This window comes from Pseudomonas sp. NPDC087614, from assembly GCF_044743485.1.
GTDB lineage: Bacteria > Pseudomonadota > Gammaproteobacteria > Pseudomonadales > Pseudomonadaceae > Aquipseudomonas > Aquipseudomonas baetica_A.
Map to the genome: position 1 here is coordinate 1 of NZ_JBIUWN010000049.1, position 22,631 is coordinate 22,631.

A 22,631-nucleotide genomic window follows, 5' to 3' on the forward strand; every position below is an offset into this window, starting at 1 on the left:
GCGGCTTTCACCGGTGCTGGGCTGTCGACTGGCGCAGGCTCAACCGGTGCGTTGGCTTTCGCCTCGTCCGCAATGCGCTGCAGCTCCTGCTGACGAATCTGCTCGCGCTGCGCTTCGGCTTTCTGCTGCTCTGTCTTCCGGTGTTCGGATATGCGCACCTTGATCAGCGCGACCAAGTCGTCGTTCGCCTTCATCACCAACTGCTGGATATCGTTGAAGAGGAACATGTATTCGGCGGCAAGCTCGTCCAGGCTGGCCAAGTTGCTCCGGATGCTGTCGCCGATTTGGCTTGCAGCGATCTTCGCTCGCGCCAGTTCGGAGTCGGCAGAGTCGCGCAGGCTGCTGATCGTCTTCTTGCCTTTGATGGCTCCGGCGAAATTCGCTGGTACCGCAGGCATCCGCGCTTTGCCGGCCAGTGAAGCGTTGATCTGGTCGATGTGGACCTGCAGCGCCTTGGCTGCATCCATGACGATGTCTTCACGGATGCTGAGCTTGCGAGCTTTCACCAAACTGTTCAGTTCTAAGCGCTTGCGCCGTGCCTCCGCCGCGATGTCATCGATCGTCTTGAACAGTGCGTCGATGCTTTCGGTTTGGCTCAGGGCGTGCTGCTTAGCAGCTTCTAAGCGCTCCTCGACATCGCTGCACCACTTGAGCGTTTTTTCTGCATCGGCGAAGTGCTGATCCGTTTCCAGTTCGGTATTAATCGAGTTGAAGACGGCCAGCGAGTGGGCTTTGAATTGCTCCAGGTTGCTGGCGGTGACCATGCCGGTCACTTCGATGCGCAGCGCTGGCAATGACTCCGGCGTTTTGCCGACGGCTTCCGGCACCACCTCGGCCGGAGTGAAGTCCAGCAGGTCAGCTTGGAACTGTTTCCAAGCTGCGACGAGCGTTGCGGCGCGGCCCGGCACCGGCGCGTATTCCATCGACACGAAGTTTTCCTCGGTGCCGTCGGAGCAGACGAAAATTACTTTCTCTGCGCCGCTGACCAGCAGTTGCTGTTCGAGCTGCCAGTAGTAGTGCGGATCAAGGATGCCGGCGCGAACATCGGCAGCGAGCTGCTCGTTCCACATTTTGTGTTCGAAAAGGATGTCGCCGAGGATCGTGCACCCATCGAGGGATGCCAGCAGATCACCTTCGGTACCGACGACGGGAAACAGGTCCTCGCCAATTCGTCCTTCTAGAATCGGCCGAGCAAGTGCCTCGGCTTCGTGTCCTTTATCAAAGAGGTTTTTCTGCACCCACCACGACACGTCCCGATCGAGCCCGGTCTTTTTCGCATGCAGCAGTTCGGTGCGCTTCATTTGCTTCGAGGCGCCCATCATTGCCGGCGCTTCTGACGCAGTGAAGTAGTTGGCGCGGAGCGCGTGCCAGGCTTCGGAGCCCTGAGCGACATTGTGGATTTTCATTCGTGGTCTCCTTCAATTGGCGCGAGCGCTTTGATCTTGGCGATCTGCTCTTCGCTCAGGGTGAATTTGCTGCTGACGGTTGCGATCAGGTGATCAGGGGCGGAGCGGCCGGCGTCGACAGCGATTTGCCATTTGGGCAAGTTCTCTGCGAGCTTTTCGTCGGGGTAGGGCGGGAGCTCTACCGATGCCGCGCCGCGCGCTGGCGACACGTCGCGAATGGTCGGCGCGGTTTCTTCCAGCTCGTCCGGGCTATACACGCCTAGGATCACGTCCGGACAATAGAGTCGCGACCAGCGCTTGGTGGCGAGGTATGCCAGTTGTTGGCGAGGATCGTCCGCCCAGAGCGTGCTGTTGCGGGTGCGGGCTTGGGCCAGCAGCAACTCAAGCACTCGGGGCTCGTCTTCGCCCCGGAAGGTCGCCCAGACCTTCACGCCCAACCCTTGCTCGTCCTCAAGCTTCCAGCCCGGGACGCGGTACTCGCCTTTGTCGCCATTCTTGATGGTGAATTTGCCGATCACCTTTTCCCAAGCGCCATACCACTCGTAATGCAGGCGATCCAGCACTGGTGCGCAGGTGGTGATCACTGCGTTGACCAACTGCGCTTCGTAACCCAGTACCCCGTTGACTAGGTGCGTTTTCTGCGCCACGGCGAACGGGTTCATCTTCCACTGCATCGATTGCATGACGACCGCCAGACAATCCGCTGCGTTGCCGTTGAAGTGCTTCGGCAGAGTGGCACGGCCGGTCGCCATGACCTCGGCCAAGCGCATCATCTTGTCCAGGCTGTCACCATCCAGAACCAAAGCGCTGGTACTGGTCGCTGCGTGCGGAAGGACGTGAAGGTTTCGGTCGTGCGCCACCGGCGCCACGCTTTGAGCTGACATGACTGTTCCTTGCCGCGCGCTGCGCAGCGATTGAATGCTTTGTTTATTGGGTGATTCGGTCAGCGAGGGCGCTAAGCAGCATCAGGAAGGTGAAAACGGCGAGGGAGGAGAGCGCGCCGCGCCAGATGATCAAGCGACGCGCCCATTGGCGACCAGTCACGGCCGAACTCTCACCGTAATCCGCTTGCCCTTCATGGAAGGTGCCAGGCGCTGTGGCAGATTGGCGACCAGATCCTCGCGCTTGCGACCGATCACCTCGTTGAAGGGAAGGCCGAAGCCGAGCAGGGCGATCTTGTTTTCGATGTCCTCGAGTTGCTCGTCGATCAGCGATTTAACCGGTGCCGTACTCATGCATCCTCCTTGCGCCGCTGACAGTTGTCACGCAGGCGTTTGCAGTAGTGGTTGAACTCGTCAGTGGTGATCGCGCCGTCGGTGAAGAGGCGGGTGATTAGCGCCTGCACCAGCAGGCTGATGTCTTCTTCGCCGGCGGGTGCCGACACTCCATCAAGCGCTTGATCGATCAGGATGTGAGGGCTCAAAACCCACACTCCCGCTCCACGCGATCGCTTTCGCGCTTGGCATCTCGGTATTCGTTGGCGTGCACCGCGACCAGGTCGCTGGCGAGCGACCGAACGATCTGCGGATCACCGCCGACGGCTTCGATGGCCCAGGCGTGCAGAATCCCGCCTTCTTTCCGCCTGATCAGCTCGATCAAAATCTTCTCGATGTACCGATCAGGATCCGGATTCGCTGCCATGTGATCCGCCAGCGCTTCCGGCAAGTGGTCAGCGTTGACCAGGACCTTGCTTCGGCCCACCGGGTTGGGTGCCTCGACGTGGCGCCGATAAAGCAGATCGTCGACCGATTCGGCCAGCCATTCCTGACCTGCCTCTGTTTCGAGAAAGTCGTCTTCCGGGATGGGCTTGCGTAGAGCTGACATGGTCGTCTCCAGAGTGGCGGGGCGTTGATCCAACAAAACTCGGATGCACTCATCCGCTCCGCTGGTTGCCGTTGGGCGCGGAGGGGAGTGCATTCGGGTGGTGTCGGGGAAGGGTGACTAAATCGCTAAAGGAACCAGCGAGCTTGGCCGATACGTCTTGGCATTAATGCCAAATAATTGAGATCTGGAGATATGAATGTTTCTGAGTAAAGTTCGCAGTGCTACAGCCATCGCGGTGATTGCTCTCGCTTATGCTGTCCCATCTCCGGCTGCCACCGACGTTGTCGCAGACCACAACACTGCGGTTATGGCTGTCGCATCCACCCAGGCGTGCGCGAAGAAACATCCAGAAGCAGGTATCACTTTAGAAAAATTCCTGACGGAGCAGAAAGAGGGCATGACTGACGAGATGGCGAAACACATCCGTGATGTTGCTACAAATCCTCGGTACGAAATGGAAGTGAAGCAGTCGATGGAATTCTTCAATTCCAAAGGCGGCCAGAGCTTGCTGGACAGCCTTTGTGGCGGGTTCATCACCGCGAAGTAAGTGCCTCGCTTGCTCACTTCGCTGTGATTCATTCCTGATGCAGGTGGGCGGTTATAGGCCGCAGTTTCGTCCGCATCGGGGTGTGATTTGGCAGGGATTCGAACCCTAAAGAATTACGTCGATTTCGGCAGCGCTACCTAGTCGACCGCACCCCGCACGCAGGGCGCCCCTGATCCGCCGAGGCAAACTCCAAATCACACCCCGATGCGCTCTCATAGAGAGGATCGGGCAGTTAACGACAGGCTGTCGTGGCGCCTGTTTTTACAGGGGCAGGCTTCCTGTTTCCTCGCTTTCCACAGTCGGGGGAAATAGGTAGGATCTTGGATCCACAGTTGAGACAAGGAATACGTTGATGGCTGAATTTATGGTGCGAGTTGAGCTGCTCAAGGCTGATTGGGAGGATTACGATGAACTTCACGCAGGCATGGAATTGTTGGGCCTCAAGAAGACTGTCGTATTTTCGGACGGGAGCATTCGAAAGCTGCCAATCGGAACCTATTTCGGAACGAGTAGCCTTGAGATTACCGATCTTCGCGAGAGAATCAGGACTCTTGCAACTCCGCTTTCAGCGCACGGCGGCCCTTGGATTTTCGTATCTCAGTCCGAAAATTGGTCGGCCTGGCTTCCAACAGCCTGATCTTTTCCCCCTCCGGAGAAGGGCTTGCCTTTAGGCATTTCGTCCGCCCAATGCTTCAAATGCCCCATCGCGATTGAGAAAGCCTCATCAAAGCAGATGCTCTCGTCAGTCGCGATCTCCTGAACAATTTCCGTTACCCGTTTTATCTGGACGTCGTTCATCACTTGCTCCCGGTTGTTTTCCCAATGCACCCGTCGCCAGGTGCATCAGGAAAAGGCCCATCATGCAGCCGCCAGATCGCGGCGCTCCAACTCTTCGAGGATTGCGGCTTGCGCAATTGGCGCGCTCCACAGCTCGGCTGCAAATTCAAGATCGTGAAGCTCAAAGGTCGTCCAGTCGCGAAGCGAATACATTTCATCGCGCTCAATGGCGTTGACCATGCGACGTTGGAAAGCTTCTTTGGTGGCTGAATAAGTCATTTCGTCTTGCTCCTGCTTGGTTGTCATCCCAAAGCCCGCTCAGTGAACGGGCTTCAGTGATGCTTTCCGCCGTGACCCGCTACTGGCGGCCGTCACTGGCTTGAATCGTGTTGTTCTTCCAGCCGCGGGCCTTTCGGCTTGTTCTCCCGCTGGATAACTGTTCTTGGCGTTTTACGCTGCACGCCCGGGTCAGTTGCCAACCCTCTGAACCGTTGAGGCCGGTTCATCGCTGCCTTTGAATCTGGGCCGGTGGTGATCCGGCAAGGTGAAGCGGTGGAGCTAAAGAGCGGCGCGGCTTTCGCTGCTGGGCCGTTGTTGTATGGCTTGCGAATAAAAGTAGCAGTGCTGCTATTTAATGTAAATAGCGCTGCTAATTAAATTTTCTGCAGGCGTAAAAAAGCCCGCACTGGGCGGGCTTCTCGCGGAAATTGTTCAGCTATCGGTTAAAGCGCTCAACCAACGAATACTGCGTAGACGCTGTCTTGGTCAATTCCTTGTTTAGGTTTGCCGATTCGTGTGCTTGCCCGGAAGTTTGGTCGGCTAAGTGGGCGATCGTTGTGATGTTGCGACTGATTTCCTCGGCCACGGCGCTTTGCTCTTCCGTGGCAGCAGCAATCTGCGTGGTCATGTCCGTGATGTTGGAGACCGCCTCGCTGATACCCACCAAGGCCTTGTCTGCCTCAAGCACCCAAGAAACGCCTTCTTGGGCTTGGCGGTGGCCGCTTTCCATTGTCTGTACCGCGTTGTTGGACGAAGTCTGTAGCTTGGTTATCAGATCATGGATCTGAGTAGTCGATTGCGAAGTGCGCTGTGCTAATTGGCGAACCTCATCAGCTACAACCGCGAAACCTCGGCCCATGTCGCCAGCGCGCGCAGCCTCGATTGCCGCATTTAGTGCCAATAGGTTGGTTTGATCCGCGATACCTTTGATTACGTCGACGACTGTGCCTATTTCGCTACTGTCCTTGGCCAACTGTGCGACCGTCAGACTTGTTTCGCCAACAACAGCAGAGAGCCGTTCGATAGCCTCACGGGTATCTCGAGCCACATCACGACCTCGGCTGGTCAGATGGTTGGCTTGTTGGGTGGCATCAGCCGTCCTCTGGACGTGGCTTGCAACTTCCTGGGTGGTTGCAGCCATCTGATTGACCGCGGCAGATACCTGCTCTGTTTCTACACGCTGGCGATCCAGGCCTTTCGAGCTGTCAGCGGCAAGCACGTCGGACTGCTCCGCCAGCGCACTGAGTTGCTCGGCCGTGTCTTGCAGGCGTGTCAGACAAGTTTTAAGTCGCGAGGTCTGACTGATGAAGGCTGCCTCTAAACGGGCTTCTGGCCCGCTTGCATCGCTGTACATTTGAGCGATCAATGAGTCTGAGGTAGAGGGTTCGGCCATCTGCAATAGGCGCAGAGTTCCTCGAGTCTGCCAGCGCGAAGAGAGCAAGCCGATCGGCACTGCTATGCCTATAGCCAAGACTGTAGCTATAGGTGCACTGAAGAATAAACCGAATGAGCAGCCTGCCAAGCCGATGGCTACATACGGCAGGCAATTCGATAGAGCGGGTAGCCAGCGGTCATGAAGAGGGATTGCCGGCTTTCCCTGACTGATGCGCTTATATAGGGATTCAGCGCGGCGTATCTGATCAGTAGTTGGTTTGACTCGGACTGATTCAAAGCCCACCACCTGGCTGCCTTCAAATATTGGAGTGACGTAGGCGTTGACCCAGTAATGATCTCCATTTCTGGAGCGGTTCTTAACGATGCCCATCCATGGCCTGCCTTGCTTAAGGGCAGCCCACATGTGGGTGAAGACGGCAGGGGGAACGTCAGGATGACGGACGATATTTTGCGGCGCACCAATAAGATCGACTTTGTCAAAGCCGCTGATCTCTACAAAGGCGTCATTGCAGTACGTAATGACTCCTCGAGCATCTGTCGTCGAGATGAGCTTCTGCTGTGGTGCGAGTGAAATCTCACGCTGTGTTATGGGCTGATTATTTCTCATTCCGATGACTCCCTGGTTCCTTAAGAAGTCATCGGCCAAAGCTTGAATAAGGTGAGTGTTTTTTATAAAAAAATCTTTTAATAACAATGAGTTGTATTTATTTTTTTGGTGTTTTTTTGGATCCAAGTTGATCGCTTAGATATGCTTTTGATTTTGATCGGGAAAAGTCCACGTAGGTGAAATTGGCACTCACCAGGTAATCCGTCATGAGTGACGACCGGAAACGGAAGGCGTTGGCCGCCGGGGGCAAATTATTTGAAGAGTCCGAAATCCGGATGGACGCTGAGCAATATTACGATGATCTCCTTAAGCTGGCGGACATGTTGGAGGAGGGGGTGATCGGGCACGGAATCGAGACAACTCGTTCGAGATGCCAACGCGATGTTTGTTAACGCAAGGGGAGGGTTGGTGGACGGGACCTAATCAGACTTCGGGCCCCACGAATGTGAGGACCCGAAGTTTACTGCGGTGTTAGATTCTGTGAATTTGAGTGATGTGTGGCTTGCCGTTGATAGGAGCGTAAATTTCCACTATCGCCTGCCAGCTGCCTGGAGAGCCTGGAAGCGTAGCTTTTGACTTGTAACGGTAGTTGGTGCCATTTACGACTTGGGTAGAAACTTCTTCAGGTGTGTAACCAACACCTACGAAGCCCTCCAATGCTTCTTTGAAGACCTCCTGATCCTTTGGAGTCAGTTTGTGATAAGGGGTCCATCCACCTACAAGATGTTCTTGGGCTGTCATGAATTAAATCTCCCTATTTAAAATTCCTACTCATTTGGCTTTTCGGAGTACGCCCCGTTTATTCGATGGTTTCCGGAATCCAATCCTGAAAAGTTTTCCACGAGCCTTGTATCTGCGAGACGAGGCCTAAGAAAACACCGTTACGAGCTACTGCCGGTGCGAGTGAGTGTAGATCGACGCCTAGAAGGATCAAGGTCAAGGCAAAAAAAAGCCCGGCATTTGGCCGGGCTATTTTTTTTTGCTTGAGAAGGTTGCAGATCACGTCAAGCTGCGATGTGTCCATTTGGGCATTCTGCCAAATGAAAAATCACGCCTACCGCGAATACATTGCCCACCAAAACACATGTCCCAGAATAGAGATCTGCTGCTCCTGAATCTGCTGGAACGTGTAGTCCTCGTCTGGATGTTCATCACGGTTGAAGCTGCGCAGGCGAAGTCCGATCGGAATACGGTAGACCTGTTTCACACGAAGCTGACCGTTGTGGTTGATAGCGTACATCTCGCCGTCGACGATATCGCTCAGGGAGTTTTTCCCCACGTTTACGCCAACCGTGGCGCCGTCGCGCAGCACCGGCACCATGCTGTTGCCGCCGACCTTCACGCACTTCGCGTTGCTGAACTGGACGCCGTTGTGGCGAAGATCCTTCTTGTTGAAGCGAAGACGTGAATTGGCGCTTTCCTCGATCGCGAACCTGCCTGATCCCGCCGCCAGTTCGACTTCGTGAAGGAAGGGAACGTAGACCTCGTCGTCGTCGAGCGGAGTTTCGTCGTCCCAAGTCTCGATATTTCCTAATTTCACGCTTGGCTGGATGCGCTCTTGCTGCACGCTAGCAACAGTGGATAACAATCGAGAGCTGACTTCGCTTGCATCGAAGTTGAGCGCCTTTGCGAGTTTCAGCAGCGCTTCCACATTGAGCGGCACCTTCCCGGTGGCATATTGGCTGAAAGCACTTTGCCCAGACCATCCGCACGCCTCGGCAACATCTGCTTGCGTCAGGCTGCGCCCGGCAGCTTTTGCAGCAGATTTCCTCTGTTCGTAGATGGCCTTGAGCCTGGCGCTCTCGGCGACTTCTTCGGGGGTAAGTGAGCGGCGTATTTTCATACGGACAAGAGTATTAGCAGAGCTGATATCCAAGCAAATAGCGCTGCTAGTATTTTGTTGCTGATAAAAAGCAGCGCTGCTACTATCCGTGGCAGATATCAAGCCGTGGAAATTCCATGAAAAAGATCCCCCTGAGCAAATACCTAGAAGAGCACGGCACTCAAGCCGCGCTAGCTGCTGCTCTCGGCGTGAACCAGAGCGCGATCTCGCAAATGGTTCGAGCCGGCAGAAGCATTGAAATCACTCTTTATGACGACGGGCGCATTGAGGCGAGCGAGATTCGCCCGATCCCTGCGCGACCCAAACGCACAGCCGCTTGAAACGTTCATCGCTAACTGCCTGAACAAATGATCGCTCACGTAATGGCAGGGCACCACGGAAACAAATTTGAGGTTTTACGAATGGAAGATTTTCTGCGGGCCTGCCAGAGCGCTGTCCTGGACAACGAAGCCAAGATCCTGGCTGCAAAGATGGGCGTTCCTCACGTTGGCCTGCTTCAGCGCGCCAATCCGGACAACGACGCACACCACCTGACCGTGGAGCATCTGTTCGGGATTCTGCTGCACACAGGTGACATGCGTCCTCTAGCGGCACTGGCGAGCGAGTTTGGTTTCGACCTTGCTGCGAAAGCTGCGCCGGAGCCGCAAGCGTTGACCAAATCACTGATGAACGTCGGCAAAGAGGTCGCCGATCTGACCATCGCGGTGCACCAGGCGCTGGATGACAACCACGTCAATTCTTTCGAGAAAAACTTGATCCGCCAGGAGATCAACCACGTTCGACAGAGCCTAGACGTGATGGATGCCTCGGTGAAGGCCGCCTGAGTCCCGGGCACAAAAAAGCCGACGGAGAAGGTCGGCTGATTCGCAAAACTAGAGAGGCCCGATTATGCAGAGCCAACCAACTTCGAGCAATACCCCGAACAATGTCGCGACACGTTTTCAGAATTCGAAAAACGTGTCGCGCACGCTTGTTTTCCCATCCCGCGTCAGGAACACGTGACATGCGGTCCACCGTCACGATTAACCAGGTGAAGGCATTCATGTTGGGTGTGAACTACCAGCCAGCCTTGCTCTTTGCTGGAGGTGCAGCATGAGCATGGCCCTTATGGTCGCCGCGATGAAGCTTCGCGTCGGCAATCCATTGCGCAAGCTGGTCCTCATCAAGCTGGCAGACAATGCCAGTGATATGGGTGAATGCTGGCCGTCTTACCAACACATCGCTGACCAGTGCGAGATCAGCAAGCGCTCTGTAATGAACCACATTGCCGCTTTGTGCGGCTCGGGACTACTTCGCAAAGAAATCCGGAAGGGTGGGCCGAAGGGCAATTCGTCGAATGTTTACTTCCTGACCCTTGATGGTGGTGCACCTCCTGCACCAGGGGTAGTGCAGCAGGTTCACCCGGGTGGTGCAGCAGGTTCACCCCCTAGTGAATCTCCTGCACTAGGGGGTAGTGCAGGTGCTGCACCCAGAATCAGTCACTCTTCTGAACCAGTCAATGAACCGGTCATTGAACCAATTGCACCCCCGGCTTCCGCCGAGGTCGTGCCGGCTCAGTCCCGCGGTTTGGTGCTGGTCGTTGATCGAACCGATGCGCCACGGGTCGAGATCCCTGCCGACATGCCAGGCCCAAAAGACCAGTCCTGCAAAACCTTCAAGGTTTGGGCGAACTACGCCATGGCCTACCGCAAGCGCTACAGCACCTGGCCTGTGTGGAACGCCAAGGTTGGTGGTCAGCTCGGGCAACTGGTTGACCGCCTCGGTGCCGATGTCGCTCACCACGTCGCTGCACACTTCCTGAAAACCGCCGATGCCGCCGTGCTGCGCAAGTGCCACAGCCTCAACGAGCTGCTGGCCAACGCCGAGAGCTACCACACCCAATGGGTGACCGGTCAGCGTATCAACGGGACCACCGCCCGCCAGATGGAGCGCACTGAAGCGAACTTTTCCGCTGCGGAACAGGCCGCTCAGTTGGTCTTGGCCAGACGCAAGTCGGGAGAGCGTAATGAATACCTCTGAAATGAACGACGCTCAGGCCGCCGGCTTGGCTTCGGCCATCATCGCTACCGCTGAAGCAATGGGTCAGGAAATGAACCCTGGCACTGCGGCGATCATGGCGGAAGACCTGAGCGCCTACCCGGTGCCAGTAGTTCGCGCCGCATTGAAGGCCTGCCGCTTCGAGGTGAGGGGCAAATTAGTGATGGCTGAGGTCCTGCAGCGTGTGCAGACAAGCGACGGGCGCCCGGGAAAAGACGAAGCATGGGCGATCGCCATGACCTCGAACGACGAGTTTGAAACCGTGGTGCTCACTGACGAAATCCAGCTCGCTCTGGCTGCTGCAAAACCTGTCCTCGATGCCGGCGACAAGGTCGGGGCGCGGATGGCGTTCATCAGTGCTTACGAGCGTCTTGTGGGGCAGGCCCGTGAGGACAACAAGCAAGTCAACTGGCATGTGTCCATCGGCTTCGACGCCAACCGCCGCACGCAGGCGATCACCAAGGCCGTGCAGATGCAGCGCATCCCGCAGGACCGCGGGCAGTTGTACTTGGCTGACCTGAGCGTGGCACCAGTTACCGAGGACGGCCGGGCAGTGGTCGCGCTGATCACCGGTGAGGTAGCACGGCCTTCACCAAAGCTGCGCGAGAGGCTTGCCGCAGTAAAAGACTCGATGCTGGCCATGCGCAAAGCATCGGCCGAGGAAAAAACAGAACAACGAATTCTGGCAGCCAACGAACTGGCAGATCGCCGGGCGCTGCTCACTCGGCAGGCCGAACAATTGGAAGCAAGGAGTGCGGCTCAATGAGCATCGACAAACAAAAACTTCAGAAATTGCTCTGGGCTGAAGTTGGTGCATACCGGACTGGTGGCACAGAGTGGACACAGAACCTTGAGGCGTTACATGAGTTTCTCGGCGAGAGGACGGTGGAGGAGGTTGCACTGGAGCTGCTGGCTGAGAACGAACGACTGACACAGCAACTCGGCGAGCTGATCAACGGATTGCCGAACAAGGTGGCCACCCATGGCTGACAAAATCTCCGTGAACTGTCAGGCGAAACTCTCCGAGGCCATCACGAAGCTCAGCGCCATGTACCGCGACAAGAAGTTCGTCGTGGTTTCGCTACGCCCCGGTAAGGATCGCACGCTCGATCAGAACCGGCTGTGGTTCGCGATGTACAAGCGGATTTCCGAGATGACCCAGATCGGCGACGCGGCCGACGCTCGCCGGTACTGCAAGTTGCACGTCGGCGTGCAGATCCTGCTGAACGAGGACGCCGGGTTTCAGGCTGAGTGGTACCGCGTGATGCGACATCTGCCGTACGCGACAAAGCTGGAAATGATGGGGGGCTGCAAGCTTTTCGGCCCGGACGGCTTCCCGGTTACCAGTCTGTTCAATCGCGCTCAGGGTGTGGCGTACACGGACCGTATCGTCGCGCGCTTCTCTCAGCAGGGCGTGTACTTCGACGATCTCTTGAGCCAGGAGGCTGCATGACGATTGAACGGAAGCAGCCCAAGCCGAAGAAATGTTGTGTCGCATCTTGTGGGAAATCTTTCATCCCGTCGCGCATGGGGCAGGCCGTATGCAGTCCGGCCTGTGCGGCAATGGATGCCCCGCGTCACCGAGAGAAAGCCCGCAAGGCAATCGACCAGTGTGAGCGCCGCGAGATCAAAGTCCGCAAGGAGAAGCTGAAGAGCAGGGCGGAACACTTGCGCGAAGCACAGGCCGCTGTGAACGAGTACGTCCGACTGCGTGACGCGCACCTGCCTTGCATCAGCTGCGACTCGATGCCGAACGACAACGACCTGATGACCGGCAGCCGCTGGGACGCTGGCCACTACCGTTCTGTCGGCGCCTGTCCTGAGCTCCGCTTCGAGCCGCTGAACATCCACCGCCAGTGTGTGAAGTGCAATCGCAACCTGTCCGGCAACGCGGTTGAGTACCGCATCCGTTTGGTGCAGCGCATCGGCGCCGACAAGGTGGCCTGGCTCGAAGGACCTCATCAGTCCTGCAAGCACACCGTCGAAGAAATCAAAACCATCAAGGCCGAATACCGGGCAAAGACCAAAGAACTGAAAAAGGAAGCCGCATGAAACTGATCAACGCAAGGCAGGTGTGGACTGAGGCTCAGCACGAATCGAACGCGTCGATCAGCGCTGCGGCCATTGACCGGGCAGAGTCTGCGCCGGTGAAGAAGGGTGCCCGGATGCGCCGGCATGAAGCCGTATTCGCCGCACTTGGTGAAGATAAGGAAGAGCGTATTCAGGTCGTGCGCGAAAGGATCAGTATCAGCGAGACGCGTCGCACGCCAGTTGGCCGCTCTACCGCTCGCGCCGCGCACCTGGCGATGATTGGCAAAGTGCTGCGCGCGATCGACACGCTGCCGTTCCAAGTACAGCAGTTCGGGCATTACCTGTACCACCCGTGCATGACGATGGTTCACGTACTCAACGCCGAGAAGCTGATCTGGAACGATGTGGACTTTTCCGCGCTGACGGATGCCAAGGCTGCGAAAGCTCACTACATGATCACCATGGCCCTCCAGTCTTACAAGATTGAGGCTCACGGAGGGGAGCAGTGGGGACCGGCGCGAGTGGCCGAGGGGATGCTGAAGCTTTACGGCGTGCGGATCGAGCCGAAAGTCTGGGATCGCGACTGGAAGGATGTGTGGAATTTCCTGCGTGAGGCAATTCATGAAGTTGATGTTCAGGCATTGCAACCTATATGGCAGGTGATTTTTGATGAAAAATCTGAAGATGCGGCATAAAAGTGTTGCTATGTTGGGGTTTGTGAGGTAATTTTCCCATAGTGCACAAGTAACGCGAAACGCACACGAAACCCTGAACCCGGCCATCAAGCCGGGTTTTTAATGCCTGATTTACCAGTGGTTTTTTTTGACGTCATTGAAATGACGGCGATGTGCCTTCATTGTATATGGACGAAAAAAACCCCAAGGGTAAAACGATGTTGAAGCTCCGTTATGTAGCGTCAGTTATTGTCGCGTTGGCCGCCTCGCAAGCATTCGCTCAGCAGGCAACCGATAGCAGTCAAGGCCAAAAGCAGCGAGTGGAAAATGACCCTATGAAGGGTTGCTACGCTGCAGACCAATTCTATTCGGAAGGTATGCGGCTGGAGGTCAAGTCGGGCACCATTGTTTGTGCGCATACCAAAAGCGAATATGGCACCCGAAGCTCGGCTCTGCCATTCGAGTGGGTTAAAGAGTCAGACCTCTAATTAGAATTTCAAAGAAGCCTCGCTATCAAGCGGGGGGTTTTTTATGTCTCGGATTTACCTGTAGCCAAGGCAGCCCTCGGGAAGGCCTAGATACCCGCTTCTAGCTTCAGTCGCTCTATAGCGCGAGTGCATCCGTATTCTGCAGACTTTTTAAGATATCTCATTTGTTCTTGCTTAAGATTCTGCGTCCACATTTGAGTTGAGAGGCTCATGTAGAGATCCGCGCGAACTGCTTTTTCATCGAGTGAATCGATTGCAGTTTCACGATTGGAGGCGTGCTTACTGTCGCATTTCGGCAAAAGTACTGGCTGCGGATAGTACTTACTGTACGGGCTTGTAGGTTCAGGCAAGGCATCAACCTGCGATCGAAACTCGACTGTTTTTACATCGTCGAAGCAGTAGCTGATCATCTGTAGACCAGCCGGAGCAAAGCCCTTTGTCAGGCTTGATTTCAACAAAGAGCAAACCTGACCTACCACCTGCTCTCTGGGATTAAATTCTATAGCAAGCCAAGCAAGTCGGTATTGTGCGGCGGGATTACCTTCATCAGATGAGAGCCTGAGTAGCGGGGTCGCCTCCATCAGTAGTGAGCTTATTTTGTTTTTGAGTGCTTCTTTTTTTTCCTCTGGGATTTTTTCTTTATTGGGTAGCTGATGCTGAAGACTGAATAGTTCGTTGTTTAAGTCGTCAATTTCATCCAGGTAAGGTAATGCCTTGAAGTACAGCGCTTCAGCTTCGGGTGAAACGCCAAGTGGTACCGCGTTTGCGGGACCAGTGAGGCAAGCCAATAAGGCTAGCGAAAGATGTCCGAGATTGCTTTTGGCCACTCCGCCATCCTCGTAATGATTTGCTGTGATAGAGATTATTCAACGCCCAGTATGCCCGCTGACGCGCTACCTTTTCCATATTCAAAGCCTCTGCATTCGCAGGGGTTTTTTCGTTTTCGGCTCCCCACACCCATTGCTCCGAGCTGGGAGTGCCGTTGGAGCTGATTCAATCTGCAGGTCACGGCCTGCCACATTCCTGACTCCCTGACGGGGAGGAACCGAGATGTCCAACATGCCAGACAAACCAGACACATGGGCGATAGCGCTTGCGTGGTTGAGCCAGCATTCGCCGATCCTCTATGCGGCTGCGCTTTCCTGCGCCATGGCCGTCTTGCGGATCACTTACGGTGGCGGCACACGTCGCCAGATGCTGGTGGAGGGCGCCATTTGCGGCGGCCTTACACTGACCATCATCAGCGGCCTGGATTTCTTCGGCCTGCCACAGAGCATGGCCACCTTCGCCGGCGGCTGGGTTGGCTTTCTGGGAGTGGAGAAGATCCGCAACATCGCGGATCGGGTGACTGACTTTAAGTTGCCGAGCCGCAAGGGTGAGTAAGTCAGTTTGCACTTTGCGAACGCTGCTAGTTGTTACCAGCCGCCAGGGAACCACTGGCGTGCAAGTCTGACCGTCACACGAAGCGCCACCTGTCCTTGATTGCACTCTGCCTCCTGTTCTTCAGCCGTTGCAGGTTTACGCCACCGCGGGTTTGCTGCCAGACCTTTCGTGTAGGTCTTCTCAAATTCAGAGCTGGCTTCTGCGGTCAATCGCATCGCCTTCGCATAGTCCGCTTCAAGGTCGTCAGGAAGCGTGCCACAAGCCAATTTCGCCTGTTGATACCTCATGGCATACATGAAGCCATCTGTAGGGGCTTCGTCGTAGGCGTAGTAAGAGGGGGCTGCGATAGCGAGAGAAGGGGACATAACCAGCGCGGCCAACAAAAGGCTTCCATGCATGAGCGTTGCGTTCTCGAAAATTCTAGGAGGACCGATGATACCCGACTCGCGTAATGCACTTTCCCAAAAAAGCCAACTCGCCGATTGGAGTGAAGCATGACCAACGTAACCCGACTGCGCCACGCGCTCCCGCTAAGCCAGGACATCACCAAGGCCCTGACCGAGCTGGATAGCGCGATCGCCAAGGCCATCGACGCTGCCAAGGCTGCCGGACTTCCACAGGGCCTGATCGTCGCCGAGTTGCACGGGCACGCCCACGCACAGACCCACAACATGGTGAAGGCATGACTGCAAAGCTTGTTGAGTTAAAGCGTGAGGGCTGGCGTGACGCCGCCAAGACCCTGCGCAAGGTCGCAGATGACCTCGACGCCGGCGTGCAGCTGATCGATGTGCTGCTGGATGCCGGGGAAGGGTAGGTGTGCCGCAGATAAGTGCGGCACGCTTTGAGACTAAGACTATTTGATCACTTTCACCGTGGCGGTGATCTCGTAGGTAGAGAAGCCCTTGGCCTGGAAGTCATCCCAAACAGTTTGGGGGTCGAAGCCGATGAGTTTTTCTGATGTGTCGAGCTCTCTGATCTGCTCCTCCACTTGCGGACCTATCCAGAGCCTTTCTTCATCCGATAGATCGTCCAGCGTTTTTTCTTCTGGAATGGCTAGCGCCCGATGTTTTGAATGGTTGTAGTAAGCCCTTACCTTGAATTTCATCGTCTTGCTCCTTTGGTAGTAGAGCAACATCAATACTGGTAATTGGTCGCCTCATCAAGTTACGCGGAGCTTTCAAGAGGGTGATATGACAATAGCTCGCCCATACCCTCCATCGACACTGCTTGAGCTGTCCGACCTGAGCGACTTCGGTATCCGCCTGATCCCTGCTCCGGAAGTGTGGGAATGGCTCCAGGCCGAAATCCTCGCCGACACCGGAAGTATCCACAACGAAGAGCACGCCCATCTGATCGATGCGGACATTCGTGTGATGTGGGCGTCTGCGGCCTTTACGAAGAAGGGGCGAACGGTTGTAGGCCAGGCTGAGCAGGTAGCGTTCCGCGCCGGTGGCTGGCAGAAAGCGCGGATGGAGCAGCAGATGCTGGATTGGTTCGGCGACGTGCCGGCCTACATCATCACCCTGGCAGCCGACTACTGCGCTCAGTGCAGTGACGCTGACTTCTGCGCACTGGTCGAGCATGAGCTGTACCACATCGCTCAAGCGATCGATCAGTACGGCGCGCCCAAGTTCACCCAGGAAGGATTGCCCAAGCTTGAGATGCGCGGCCATGACGTCAGCGAGTTCGTTGCGGTTGTTGAGCGATACGGCGTAGGGCATCCCGACGGCGATTTGGCTCGCATGGTTGATGCCGCCAAGAAGACCCCATCGGTAAGTCACGCATCTATCGCCAGTGCATGTGGCACATGTCTAATGAGGTCTGCGTAATGATTGAGCAGTGGAAGACGATTCAAGGCTATCCGGACTACGCAGTAAGCAACATGGGTCGGATCAAGAGATTGACCACCAGAACCTGCGCGAAAGCCGGGAGCATCCTCAAAACTCCAGGGCGTAGCAAGTCTCGGCCGTATCTCAGCGTCGATCTTTGTTATCCGGGCGGTAAGCGTACCGAACTTGTTCACCGGTTAGTTGCAGTTGCATTTCTGGGAGAGCCTCCGTTTCTTGGAGCCGAGGTCAATCACAAAGACGCTGACCGAAGGAATGCGATCGCTTCAAATCTGGAGTGGGTGACATCCTCTGCGAATCAATTGCACGCCTACGCGTCCGGCTTGCAGACAGCTAAGGGCGAATCAAATGGTCAGGCCAAGCTGAGCGAGATTGAGGTGCTGGAGATGCGCGTCCTTAACTCTGAATCGGCAGTGGACATTGAGTCGCTTGCTGATCGCTATGGAATCCACAAGCGGACAGCTCTCGATGTGGTGACGCGACGCTCTTGGGCGCACATATGACGCTGCAAACAATCCTGCCGAGGTAGGGAAAATGAACATATCGAGGGCCTGCGGAACCTGTCTGCTCAAGTCGGCCTGATTCCATGACAGGTATTGACGGATGACAACCCTATGGCAGTACTACGAAGCGAGGTCAAAGCCTTTATCGTTCAGGCTCTGGCCTGCTTCGATACGCCATCCCAGGTGGTAGCAGCGGTCAAGACAGAATTCGGGATTGAGATCACCCGCCAGCAATGCGAAACGCACGACCCGACAAAGTTTGCCGGGCAGAAGCTTGGCAAGACCTGGGTGGACCTGTTCCACGCTGCTCGCAAGCGATTCCGTGAAGAGACAACCGATATCCCCATTGCCAACCGTGCGTACCGGCTTCGCGGTCTTGGGCGTATGGCTGAGAAAGCCGAGAGCATGCGCAACCTGGCGCTGACTGCCCAGCTTTACGAGCAAGCAGCCAAAGAGACGGGTGACGTCTACGTCAATCGCCGCGTTGAGCCTGACAAGTCGCTAGATGAAGAAATCAAACGTCTTGAGATCGAGAAGCGTAAGGCCGAACTCAAGCTGATAGAGAAGGGCGGTGGCAACTCCAATGCCCAGCTGCTGGCTGACCTGATCGCGAGGCTCCCGTCATGATCGCGAACACTGGCAACCTGATGCTGGATCGTCAGTTGTCTCGTTGGTACCCGCTCAAGGATCACCCGGTGCAGCTCGCCTTGGTGGCCGCTGTGTCAGAAGGCATTCGCTTCCCGCTGGTGCCTGCTGGTCGTCGTAGCGGCAAGACTGAGCGTTTCAAGCGCTTCGTGGTGAAGCAGGCATCAGCGTACACCGGCATGTACTTCGCCGCCGCACCAACGCACGCCCAAGCCAAGAAGATCTTCTGGGATGACCTCAAGGCCTTCACGCTGTGCTGCATGCACAGTCGCCGGCCGTCCGAGTCGGACCTGATCATCTACCTGGACAACGGTAGCGAGATTCACGTCATCGGCCTGGACAAGCCGCAGCGGATTGAGGGTATCCCGTGGACTGGCGGGGGAATTGACGAATTCGCCGACATTAAGCCGGACGCCTGGGAGGCAAACATTCTCCCGGCGCTGAACACCGTCAACCCAACCATGCCGGATTACCGGGCCTGGTGCTGGTTGCTCGGCGTACCTGACGGCTTGAACCACTACTACGACCTGTGCATGCAGGCTGAGTCGGGCAATGACCCAAACTTCCGGGTGTTCCATTGGAAATCGGCCGAGATTCTGCCGGCTGACGTAATGGACGCAATGAAGCGGGCCATGTCGGCCAAGCAGTTCAAGCAGGAATTTGAAGCATCGTTCGAAACGGCGTCTGGCCGGATCTACGAGGACTACAGCAAGGCGAACATCACCGATGCAGCCATTGAGCCGCATGAGCAACTGATGTGGATGCACGACCAAAACTATACCCCTCTGTCATCAGCGATCGGTGTCCGGCGCAATGAAGGCAAAGACCTCTATCTGCTGGATGAGATCGTGCTGATCAGCGCCGTTTCGAAGCAGTCAGCTGCTGAGTTCGTAGACAAGTTCAAGGATCACAAGAACAAACACGTCCTGATCTACGGCGACCCGGCGGGCAAGGCGGGCGAGAAGCACGGCCACGCATCCGACTACACCGACATCGAGGGCGTGCTGAAGGCCAATGGCTGGACGTACACGCGCAAGGTCAAGCCGGCGCACCCGTCCATCAAGGACCGGCAGAACGCCGTACGGGCGAAGATCCTGACCGCCTCAGGCGAAACAAGCCTGTTCATCAACCCAGTTACCGCGCCCTGGTGCCACAAGGGCTTGAGCACGGTTCAGCTTCAGGCCGGTTCAACGTTTCAGGAAGACCAGAAAAACGACTACCAGCACATCACTACGGCGATCGGCTATTGCATCGACGTTGAGTGGCCGTGCATCAAACGCACAGGCGGAACACGCCGAATTGGAGGCTTGGCCTGATGCCAGTGCAATCGACAAACCCCGACTACGACGCGCACATCGCTGAGTGGGAGATGATGGACGACGCGCTCGAGGGTGAGTGCGCCGTAAAGCGCAACGAGCGCAACTTGCCAAAGCCAAGCGGCATGGTCGAAGCTGAAAAGATCGACGGCGCCGGCAACAAGTACCTGTACGAGAGCTACACGAACCGGGCTCAGTACGAGCACTGGGTGCGCGACTCGCTGCGGTCGATGATGGGCCTGGTCTCGCGGCTTATCCCGGAGATTGAGCTACCCGCCGGGCTGAAGGGGCTGGAGGACAACGCCACAGCCGACGGCTTCGGCCTGAAGCAGTTGTTCTTCCGCCTAGTGCGCCAGGCCATTTCCCATGGCCGGGTGCCCCTGGTGGTGAACATCGATGATAGCGGCGAGCCTTACTTCTCGACCTACGCAACGCGCAACGCGATCAACTGGGACACCGCCGATCAAGGCGGCCGGCAGGACCTGGTGCTTTCTGTATTCCGCGAGTTCCGCAAGAAGGGCGGCGATCGCTACAGCCATGACTGCATCACGGTTTTCCGTGAGTTCTTCATGCTGGGCGAGGTCTGCTACACGGCCGTGCGCAACGAGGCTGGCGAGCTGATCGACGACGAACGCCCGCTGGGCACCACCGGTACCGACAACCGTCTCGTCAAAGGCCTGGCCTATTTGCCCGTCATCTACTGCGGCTCGACTGACAATTCACCGGACGTAGACGAGGTGCCGCTGCTCACCATGGCGCGGGCCGCGTTGAAGTCCTATCAGATCAGCGCTGACTATTTCAGCTCTCTGCACCAGACCAGTCATCCGCAGCCGTGGGTGTCGGGTTTGGATGAGGCGGTGGAGTTGAGCGTAACCGGTCCATCCGCTGCCTGGGATCTTGGGCCGAACGGAAAGGCTGAATACCTTGAATTCAAGGGCACCGGCATTGAAGCCAACCGCAAAGCCATGGATGACCAGAAGAACGCCGCGCTTGAGGCAGGCGCCAAGGTCATGGATGTGGCCGGCACCGAGTCGGGCGAGGCGCGCAAGACGCGTCAGAACGACCAGCACGCCACATTGCACAGCATCGTCATCACGGTGGCCGAGGCGGTGGAGCAGGGCTTGCGATACGCCGCCGAGTGGAAGGGCTACGACCCTAAGCAGGTCAAGTTCAAGGTGAACCCTGAGTTCGTGACCCCGGTGGTCGACGCCCAGGTGCTCGCCGAGCTGCTGAAAGGTGTGATGGCCGGAACGATCAGCGTCGACACCTACTGGCAGTACCTCACGACCGGCAAGCTGCCTGATCGCCCATATGAAGACGAAGCCGACCTGATCAGCGATGAGCGCGAGTCGGCCGGCATCAACCTGGACAAAGAAGATGCCAACGACAAGCCAAGCGCAGGCGGACAGCCAACTTCTGGAGCAGACGACCCGTCACTCGGTAATGCTGGAGCGGCTTAAGGCTGGCGAGGTCAAAAAATTCGAGAAGTACCTGCGCCAGATCGACAAGCTGGTGCGGGAGCAGTTGACCCGCAAGGAGCTGACCACCTACAGCCGGGACCGTCTTGAGCAGTTTCTGGCCCGGGTGGACGGCAAACTGCTGGGCATCTACAAGGCCTACGGCGACCTGGTGCAGGCCGATCTGGTCGACATCGCGCTGTATGAGTCGACCTTCGAGGCCAAAAGCTTGAGCAACGCGCTGTCAATTGACGCGGTCGTTCCGACCAACGCCGTGATCCGAGCGGCGGTGTTCTCCTATCCGCTGCAGGTGAAGGGCATCGATGGCGGCAAGTTGCTGAAGAGCTTCATCGGCGGCTGGTCGCGCACCGAGACGATGCGGGTCACGAACACCATCCGCCTCGGCTTCGGCCAGGGCCAGACCAACGCTCAGATCATCCAGGCTATTCGCGGTACCGCAGCGCAAAACTTTACGGACGGCATTCTTGCGGTGAACAATCGCAACGCCGCCTCTGTGGTGCAGACTGCGATCCAGCATGTGGCCACCACGGCACGGATGGAAACGTTGAAGGCCAATAGTGACGTGGTGCTGGGCTATCGGTGGGTTTCGACGCTCGACCGCAAGACCTCACAGCAGTGCAAGGGCCTGGACGGCATGCGCTTCGATTTGGGCAAGGGGCCTTTGCCGCCGGCGCACATCAACTGCCGGTCGACTACGGTGCCGACCACCAAGCTTTCGGAGACGTTTGCCAAGGACGCCACGCGCGCCTCGGTAGGCGAGAACGGCGGCGCGCAGGTCGATGCCAGCCTGAACTATTACGAGTGGCTGGCAACGCAGCCGGCGAGCTTTCAGGATCATGCGCTCGGCCCGGTGCGGGCCAAGTTGTTCCGCAATGGCGGTCTGACTCCTGAGAAGTTCGCCAAGCTGCAACTCGATAAGTCGTTCAAACCGCTGACACTGGCGCAACTGAAAGATGTGGAACCCGACATGTTCACCCGAGCAGGCGTTACACTCGGCGCTCAACCGAGTTGAGATAGCGCATGCAGATCATCGTTGAGGACGGGAAGGGCAGGCCAGACGCGAATAGCTTCGTGCCGCTGGAGAAGCTGACCTTCTACCGCGACTACTACGGGTTCCATATTCCTGAAGCCGAGGCCGATCAGGTCGAACTGCTGCTGCGCGCCGCAGCCGATATCAACGCTCGTCAATGGAAGGGCGGTAAGGCCAATCCCGATCAGGCTATGGCCTGGCCGCGGCGCGACTGCAAGATCGAATACCAGACGCTCTCAGAGACATTCGTGCCCTTTGAACTCGAATGGGGCCAAGTACGGCTGGCGGTCGAGTTGTTCGCCGCCGAGCAGGGCTTCCAGATCGAAGAGCCAACTCACTGCACTGAACCAAACGGCCGGCGCACGCGGTTGAGCCGCGATACGCCCGGATTGCGCATGCGCCCGCCGCCATATGCCCCGAGCAGGACGCAGTTCGCTGATTACCTGGTCATGCGCGGGCTTTCGCTAGTCCGATAAACCACAGAATTCACACCAAGCCGCCCAATGGGCGGTTTTTTTATG

The 22,631-nt window shown here is 56.8% G+C and carries 33 protein-coding genes; 19 read left to right on the plus strand and 14 right to left on the minus strand.

The annotated features are described in order from the left end of the window. From ACIOWA_RS18040 to ACIOWA_RS18060, 5 genes are all read right to left on the minus strand, one after another. On the minus strand, window positions 1-1,406 hold a 1,406-nt coding region (locus ACIOWA_RS18040; protein WP_401161071.1), incomplete at its 3' end, for a YqaJ viral recombinase family protein. Continuing rightward, a complete protein-coding gene (gene recT, locus ACIOWA_RS18045; protein WP_401161073.1) occupies window positions 1,403-2,290 on the minus strand; it encodes a recombinase RecT in 888 nt (295 codons plus the stop codon). The genes ACIOWA_RS18040 and recT, both read right to left, overlap by 4 nt. A 156-nt stretch (window positions 2,291-2,446) precedes the next feature. Beyond that, on the minus strand, window positions 2,447-2,641 hold the full coding sequence (locus ACIOWA_RS18050) for a hypothetical protein (protein WP_401161075.1): 195 nt from the start codon (window positions 2,639-2,641) through the stop codon (window positions 2,447-2,449). After that, entirely contained in the window at window positions 2,638-2,829 is a 192-nt protein-coding gene (locus ACIOWA_RS18055; protein ID WP_401161077.1) for a hypothetical protein, read from the minus strand. Before ACIOWA_RS18055 ends, ACIOWA_RS18050 begins: the two co-directional genes overlap by 4 nt. Further along, the gene (locus ACIOWA_RS18060) at window positions 2,826-3,230 is read right to left on the minus strand and encodes a hypothetical protein (protein WP_401161078.1); all 405 of its coding nucleotides are present in this window, start codon (window positions 3,228-3,230) and stop codon (window positions 2,826-2,828) included. Before ACIOWA_RS18060 ends, ACIOWA_RS18055 begins: the two co-directional genes overlap by 4 nt. 196 nt (window positions 3,231-3,426) lie before the next feature. Here ACIOWA_RS18060 and ACIOWA_RS18065 point away from each other — a divergent pair, with 196 nt between their 5' ends. Continuing rightward, on the plus strand, window positions 3,427-3,777 hold the full coding sequence (locus ACIOWA_RS18065) for a hypothetical protein (RefSeq protein ID WP_401161080.1): 351 nt from the start codon (window positions 3,427-3,429) through the stop codon (window positions 3,775-3,777). Window positions 3,778-4,374: 597 nt separating this feature from the next. Here ACIOWA_RS18065 and ACIOWA_RS18070 read toward each other — a convergent pair. From ACIOWA_RS18070 to ACIOWA_RS18095, 6 genes are all read right to left on the minus strand, one after another. After that, entirely contained in the window at window positions 4,375-4,575 is a 201-nt protein-coding gene (locus ACIOWA_RS18070) for a hypothetical protein (protein ID WP_401161082.1), read from the minus strand. 60 nt (window positions 4,576-4,635) lie between these two features. Next, a complete protein-coding gene (locus tag ACIOWA_RS18075) occupies window positions 4,636-4,833 on the minus strand; it encodes a hypothetical protein (RefSeq protein ID WP_401161084.1) in 198 nt (65 codons plus the stop codon). 436 nt (window positions 4,834-5,269) lie between these two features. Beyond that, a complete protein-coding gene (locus tag ACIOWA_RS18080; protein WP_401161177.1) occupies window positions 5,270-6,835 on the minus strand; it encodes a methyl-accepting chemotaxis protein in 1,566 nt (521 codons plus the stop codon). Window positions 6,836-7,306: 471 nt separating this feature from the next. Beyond that, on the minus strand, window positions 7,307-7,576 hold the full coding sequence (locus ACIOWA_RS18085; RefSeq protein WP_221729465.1) for a hypothetical protein: 270 nt from the start codon (window positions 7,574-7,576) through the stop codon (window positions 7,307-7,309). A gap of 58 nt (window positions 7,577-7,634) precedes the next feature. Continuing rightward, window positions 7,635-7,859: a hypothetical protein gene (locus tag ACIOWA_RS18090; protein ID WP_401161086.1), complete on the minus strand. Its 225-nt coding sequence runs from the start codon at window positions 7,857-7,859 to the stop codon at window positions 7,635-7,637. A 30-nt stretch (window positions 7,860-7,889) separates the two neighbouring features. Next, a complete protein-coding gene (locus ACIOWA_RS18095) occupies window positions 7,890-8,678 on the minus strand; it encodes a S24 family peptidase (RefSeq protein WP_401161179.1) in 789 nt (262 codons plus the stop codon). A 116-nt stretch (window positions 8,679-8,794) separates the two neighbouring features. Between ACIOWA_RS18095 and ACIOWA_RS18100 the strand changes: the two genes are divergently transcribed. From ACIOWA_RS18100 to ACIOWA_RS18135, 8 genes are all read left to right on the plus strand, one after another. Beyond that, complete coding sequence (locus ACIOWA_RS18100) at window positions 8,795-8,998, plus strand: Cro/CI family transcriptional regulator (RefSeq protein ID WP_095118653.1); 204 nt, start codon at window positions 8,795-8,797, stop codon at window positions 8,996-8,998. Between the two features lie 81 nt (window positions 8,999-9,079). After that, on the plus strand, window positions 9,080-9,502 hold the full coding sequence (locus tag ACIOWA_RS18105) for a phage regulatory CII family protein (RefSeq protein WP_401161088.1): 423 nt from the start codon (window positions 9,080-9,082) through the stop codon (window positions 9,500-9,502). A 268-nt stretch (window positions 9,503-9,770) separates the two neighbouring features. Beyond that, complete coding sequence (locus tag ACIOWA_RS18110) at window positions 9,771-10,697, plus strand: helix-turn-helix domain-containing protein (protein WP_401161090.1); 927 nt, start codon at window positions 9,771-9,773, stop codon at window positions 10,695-10,697. Then, entirely contained in the window at window positions 10,684-11,481 is a 798-nt protein-coding gene (locus ACIOWA_RS18115; protein ID WP_401161092.1) for a hypothetical protein, read from the plus strand. Before ACIOWA_RS18110 ends, ACIOWA_RS18115 begins: the two co-directional genes overlap by 14 nt. Beyond that, on the plus strand, window positions 11,478-11,705 hold the full coding sequence (locus tag ACIOWA_RS18120) for a hypothetical protein (RefSeq protein ID WP_401161094.1): 228 nt from the start codon (window positions 11,478-11,480) through the stop codon (window positions 11,703-11,705). Before ACIOWA_RS18115 ends, ACIOWA_RS18120 begins: the two co-directional genes overlap by 4 nt. Further along, window positions 11,698-12,168, plus strand: a complete 471-nt coding sequence (locus ACIOWA_RS18125) for a hypothetical protein (RefSeq protein WP_401161096.1) — start codon at window positions 11,698-11,700, stop codon at window positions 12,166-12,168. Before ACIOWA_RS18120 ends, ACIOWA_RS18125 begins: the two co-directional genes overlap by 8 nt. Continuing rightward, entirely contained in the window at window positions 12,165-12,767 is a 603-nt protein-coding gene (locus ACIOWA_RS18130; protein ID WP_401161098.1) for a recombination protein NinG, read from the plus strand. The genes ACIOWA_RS18125 and ACIOWA_RS18130 overlap by 4 nt, the downstream gene beginning before the upstream one ends. Then, window positions 12,764-13,441 (plus strand): hypothetical protein, encoded by a 678-nt coding sequence (locus tag ACIOWA_RS18135; protein WP_401161100.1) that lies wholly within the window; start codon window positions 12,764-12,766, stop codon window positions 13,439-13,441. Before ACIOWA_RS18130 ends, ACIOWA_RS18135 begins: the two co-directional genes overlap by 4 nt. Window positions 13,442-13,994: 553 nt before the next feature. Here the strand turns inward: ACIOWA_RS18135 and ACIOWA_RS18140 are convergent. Beyond that, window positions 13,995-14,735 (minus strand): hypothetical protein, encoded by a 741-nt coding sequence (locus tag ACIOWA_RS18140; protein WP_401161102.1) that lies wholly within the window; start codon window positions 14,733-14,735, stop codon window positions 13,995-13,997. Between the two features lie 223 nt (window positions 14,736-14,958). Here ACIOWA_RS18140 and ACIOWA_RS18145 point away from each other — a divergent pair, with 223 nt between their 5' ends. Next, the gene (locus ACIOWA_RS18145) at window positions 14,959-15,291 is read left to right on the plus strand and encodes a phage holin, lambda family (RefSeq protein ID WP_401161104.1); all 333 of its coding nucleotides are present in this window, start codon (window positions 14,959-14,961) and stop codon (window positions 15,289-15,291) included. Window positions 15,292-15,323: 32 nt separating this feature from the next. Here the strand turns inward: ACIOWA_RS18145 and ACIOWA_RS18150 are convergent, their stop codons facing one another. Continuing rightward, on the minus strand, window positions 15,324-15,671 hold the full coding sequence (locus ACIOWA_RS18150; protein WP_401161106.1) for a hypothetical protein: 348 nt from the start codon (window positions 15,669-15,671) through the stop codon (window positions 15,324-15,326). A gap of 114 nt (window positions 15,672-15,785) precedes the next feature. Here ACIOWA_RS18150 and ACIOWA_RS18155 point away from each other — a divergent pair, with 114 nt between their 5' ends. Next, a complete protein-coding gene (locus ACIOWA_RS18155; protein WP_401161108.1) occupies window positions 15,786-15,977 on the plus strand; it encodes a hypothetical protein in 192 nt (63 codons plus the stop codon). Beyond that, window positions 15,974-16,105: a hypothetical protein gene (locus ACIOWA_RS18160; RefSeq protein ID WP_401161183.1), complete on the plus strand. Its 132-nt coding sequence runs from the start codon at window positions 15,974-15,976 to the stop codon at window positions 16,103-16,105. Before ACIOWA_RS18155 ends, ACIOWA_RS18160 begins: the two co-directional genes overlap by 4 nt. Before the next feature lie 39 nt (window positions 16,106-16,144). Here ACIOWA_RS18160 and ACIOWA_RS18165 read toward each other — a convergent pair whose 3' ends face one another. Beyond that, window positions 16,145-16,396 carry a hypothetical protein gene (locus ACIOWA_RS18165; protein WP_401161110.1) on the minus strand — a complete coding sequence of 84 codons (252 nt, stop codon included), beginning with the start codon at window positions 16,394-16,396 and terminating at the stop codon, window positions 16,145-16,147. 91 nt (window positions 16,397-16,487) lie between these two features. Between ACIOWA_RS18165 and ACIOWA_RS18170 the strand changes: the two genes are divergently transcribed. The 7 genes from ACIOWA_RS18170 to ACIOWA_RS18200 all read left to right on the plus strand — a co-directional run bounded on the left by ACIOWA_RS18170 (window position 16,488) and on the right by ACIOWA_RS18200 (window position 22,586). Continuing rightward, window positions 16,488-17,120 (plus strand): putative metallopeptidase, encoded by a 633-nt coding sequence (locus tag ACIOWA_RS18170; protein ID WP_401161181.1) that lies wholly within the window; start codon window positions 16,488-16,490, stop codon window positions 17,118-17,120. Continuing rightward, complete coding sequence (locus ACIOWA_RS18175; RefSeq protein ID WP_401161112.1) at window positions 17,120-17,641, plus strand: NUMOD4 motif-containing HNH endonuclease; 522 nt, start codon at window positions 17,120-17,122, stop codon at window positions 17,639-17,641. Before ACIOWA_RS18170 ends, ACIOWA_RS18175 begins: the two co-directional genes overlap by 1 nt. A 111-nt stretch (window positions 17,642-17,752) precedes the next feature. After that, complete coding sequence (locus ACIOWA_RS18180) at window positions 17,753-18,268, plus strand: DUF2280 domain-containing protein (protein WP_250884707.1); 516 nt, start codon at window positions 17,753-17,755, stop codon at window positions 18,266-18,268. After that, on the plus strand, window positions 18,265-19,602 hold the full coding sequence (locus ACIOWA_RS18185) for a hypothetical protein (RefSeq protein WP_401161114.1): 1,338 nt from the start codon (window positions 18,265-18,267) through the stop codon (window positions 19,600-19,602). Before ACIOWA_RS18180 ends, ACIOWA_RS18185 begins: the two co-directional genes overlap by 4 nt. Next, on the plus strand, window positions 19,602-21,062 hold the full coding sequence (locus ACIOWA_RS18190; RefSeq protein WP_401161116.1) for a DUF4055 domain-containing protein: 1,461 nt from the start codon (window positions 19,602-19,604) through the stop codon (window positions 21,060-21,062). Before ACIOWA_RS18185 ends, ACIOWA_RS18190 begins: the two co-directional genes overlap by 1 nt. Then, window positions 20,980-22,092 (plus strand): minor capsid protein, encoded by a 1,113-nt coding sequence (locus ACIOWA_RS18195; RefSeq protein ID WP_401161118.1) that lies wholly within the window; start codon window positions 20,980-20,982, stop codon window positions 22,090-22,092. Before ACIOWA_RS18190 ends, ACIOWA_RS18195 begins: the two co-directional genes overlap by 83 nt. A gap of 8 nt (window positions 22,093-22,100) precedes the next feature. Then, the gene (locus ACIOWA_RS18200; RefSeq protein ID WP_401161120.1) at window positions 22,101-22,586 is read left to right on the plus strand and encodes a DnaT-like ssDNA-binding protein; all 486 of its coding nucleotides are present in this window, start codon (window positions 22,101-22,103) and stop codon (window positions 22,584-22,586) included. The last annotated feature ends 45 nt before the right edge of the window (window positions 22,587-22,631 follow it).

Excerpts from the sequence above, each read along its gene's own strand:
- recT (WP_401161073.1), bottom strand. The coding sequence starts at position 2,290 with ATGTCAGCTCAAAGCGTGGCGCCGGTGGCGCACGACCGAAACCTTCAC.
- ACIOWA_RS18050 (WP_401161075.1), bottom strand. The coding sequence starts at position 2,641 with ATGAGTACGGCACCGGTTAAATCGCTGATCGACGAGCAACTCGAGGAC.
- ACIOWA_RS18060 (WP_401161078.1), bottom strand. The coding sequence starts at position 3,230 with ATGTCAGCTCTACGCAAGCCCATCCCGGAAGACGACTTTCTCGAAACA.
- ACIOWA_RS18065 (WP_401161080.1), top strand. The coding sequence starts at position 3,427 with ATGTTTCTGAGTAAAGTTCGCAGTGCTACAGCCATCGCGGTGATTGCT.
- ACIOWA_RS18070 (WP_401161082.1), bottom strand. The coding sequence starts at position 4,575 with ATGAACGACGTCCAGATAAAACGGGTAACGGAAATTGTTCAGGAGATC.
- ACIOWA_RS18075 (WP_401161084.1), bottom strand. The coding sequence starts at position 4,833 with ATGACTTATTCAGCCACCAAAGAAGCTTTCCAACGTCGCATGGTCAAC.
- ACIOWA_RS18080 (WP_401161177.1), bottom strand. The coding sequence starts at position 6,835 with ATGAGAAATAATCAGCCCATAACACAGCGTGAGATTTCACTCGCACCA.
- ACIOWA_RS18085 (WP_221729465.1), bottom strand. The coding sequence starts at position 7,576 with ATGACAGCCCAAGAACATCTTGTAGGTGGATGGACCCCTTATCACAAA.
- ACIOWA_RS18090 (WP_401161086.1), bottom strand. The coding sequence starts at position 7,859 with ATGGACACATCGCAGCTTGACGTGATCTGCAACCTTCTCAAGCAAAAA.
- ACIOWA_RS18095 (WP_401161179.1), bottom strand. The coding sequence starts at position 8,678 with ATGAAAATACGCCGCTCACTTACCCCCGAAGAAGTCGCCGAGAGCGCC.
- ACIOWA_RS18100 (WP_095118653.1), top strand. The coding sequence starts at position 8,795 with ATGAAAAAGATCCCCCTGAGCAAATACCTAGAAGAGCACGGCACTCAA.
- ACIOWA_RS18105 (WP_401161088.1), top strand. The coding sequence starts at position 9,080 with ATGGAAGATTTTCTGCGGGCCTGCCAGAGCGCTGTCCTGGACAACGAA.
- ACIOWA_RS18110 (WP_401161090.1), top strand. The coding sequence starts at position 9,771 with ATGAGCATGGCCCTTATGGTCGCCGCGATGAAGCTTCGCGTCGGCAAT.
- ACIOWA_RS18115 (WP_401161092.1), top strand. The coding sequence starts at position 10,684 with ATGAATACCTCTGAAATGAACGACGCTCAGGCCGCCGGCTTGGCTTCG.
- ACIOWA_RS18120 (WP_401161094.1), top strand. The coding sequence starts at position 11,478 with ATGAGCATCGACAAACAAAAACTTCAGAAATTGCTCTGGGCTGAAGTT.
- ACIOWA_RS18125 (WP_401161096.1), top strand. The coding sequence starts at position 11,698 with ATGGCTGACAAAATCTCCGTGAACTGTCAGGCGAAACTCTCCGAGGCC.
- ACIOWA_RS18130 (WP_401161098.1), top strand. The coding sequence starts at position 12,165 with ATGACGATTGAACGGAAGCAGCCCAAGCCGAAGAAATGTTGTGTCGCA.
- ACIOWA_RS18135 (WP_401161100.1), top strand. The coding sequence starts at position 12,764 with ATGAAACTGATCAACGCAAGGCAGGTGTGGACTGAGGCTCAGCACGAA.
- ACIOWA_RS18145 (WP_401161104.1), top strand. The coding sequence starts at position 14,959 with ATGTCCAACATGCCAGACAAACCAGACACATGGGCGATAGCGCTTGCG.
- ACIOWA_RS18155 (WP_401161108.1), top strand. The coding sequence starts at position 15,786 with ATGACCAACGTAACCCGACTGCGCCACGCGCTCCCGCTAAGCCAGGAC.
- ACIOWA_RS18160 (WP_401161183.1), top strand. The coding sequence starts at position 15,974 with ATGACTGCAAAGCTTGTTGAGTTAAAGCGTGAGGGCTGGCGTGACGCC.
- ACIOWA_RS18165 (WP_401161110.1), bottom strand. The coding sequence starts at position 16,396 with ATGAAATTCAAGGTAAGGGCTTACTACAACCATTCAAAACATCGGGCG.
- ACIOWA_RS18175 (WP_401161112.1), top strand. The coding sequence starts at position 17,120 with ATGATTGAGCAGTGGAAGACGATTCAAGGCTATCCGGACTACGCAGTA.
- ACIOWA_RS18180 (WP_250884707.1), top strand. The coding sequence starts at position 17,753 with ATGGCAGTACTACGAAGCGAGGTCAAAGCCTTTATCGTTCAGGCTCTG.
- ACIOWA_RS18185 (WP_401161114.1), top strand. The coding sequence starts at position 18,265 with ATGATCGCGAACACTGGCAACCTGATGCTGGATCGTCAGTTGTCTCGT.
- ACIOWA_RS18190 (WP_401161116.1), top strand. The coding sequence starts at position 19,602 with ATGCCAGTGCAATCGACAAACCCCGACTACGACGCGCACATCGCTGAG.
- ACIOWA_RS18195 (WP_401161118.1), top strand. The coding sequence starts at position 20,980 with ATGCCAACGACAAGCCAAGCGCAGGCGGACAGCCAACTTCTGGAGCAG.
- ACIOWA_RS18200 (WP_401161120.1), top strand. The coding sequence starts at position 22,101 with ATGCAGATCATCGTTGAGGACGGGAAGGGCAGGCCAGACGCGAATAGC.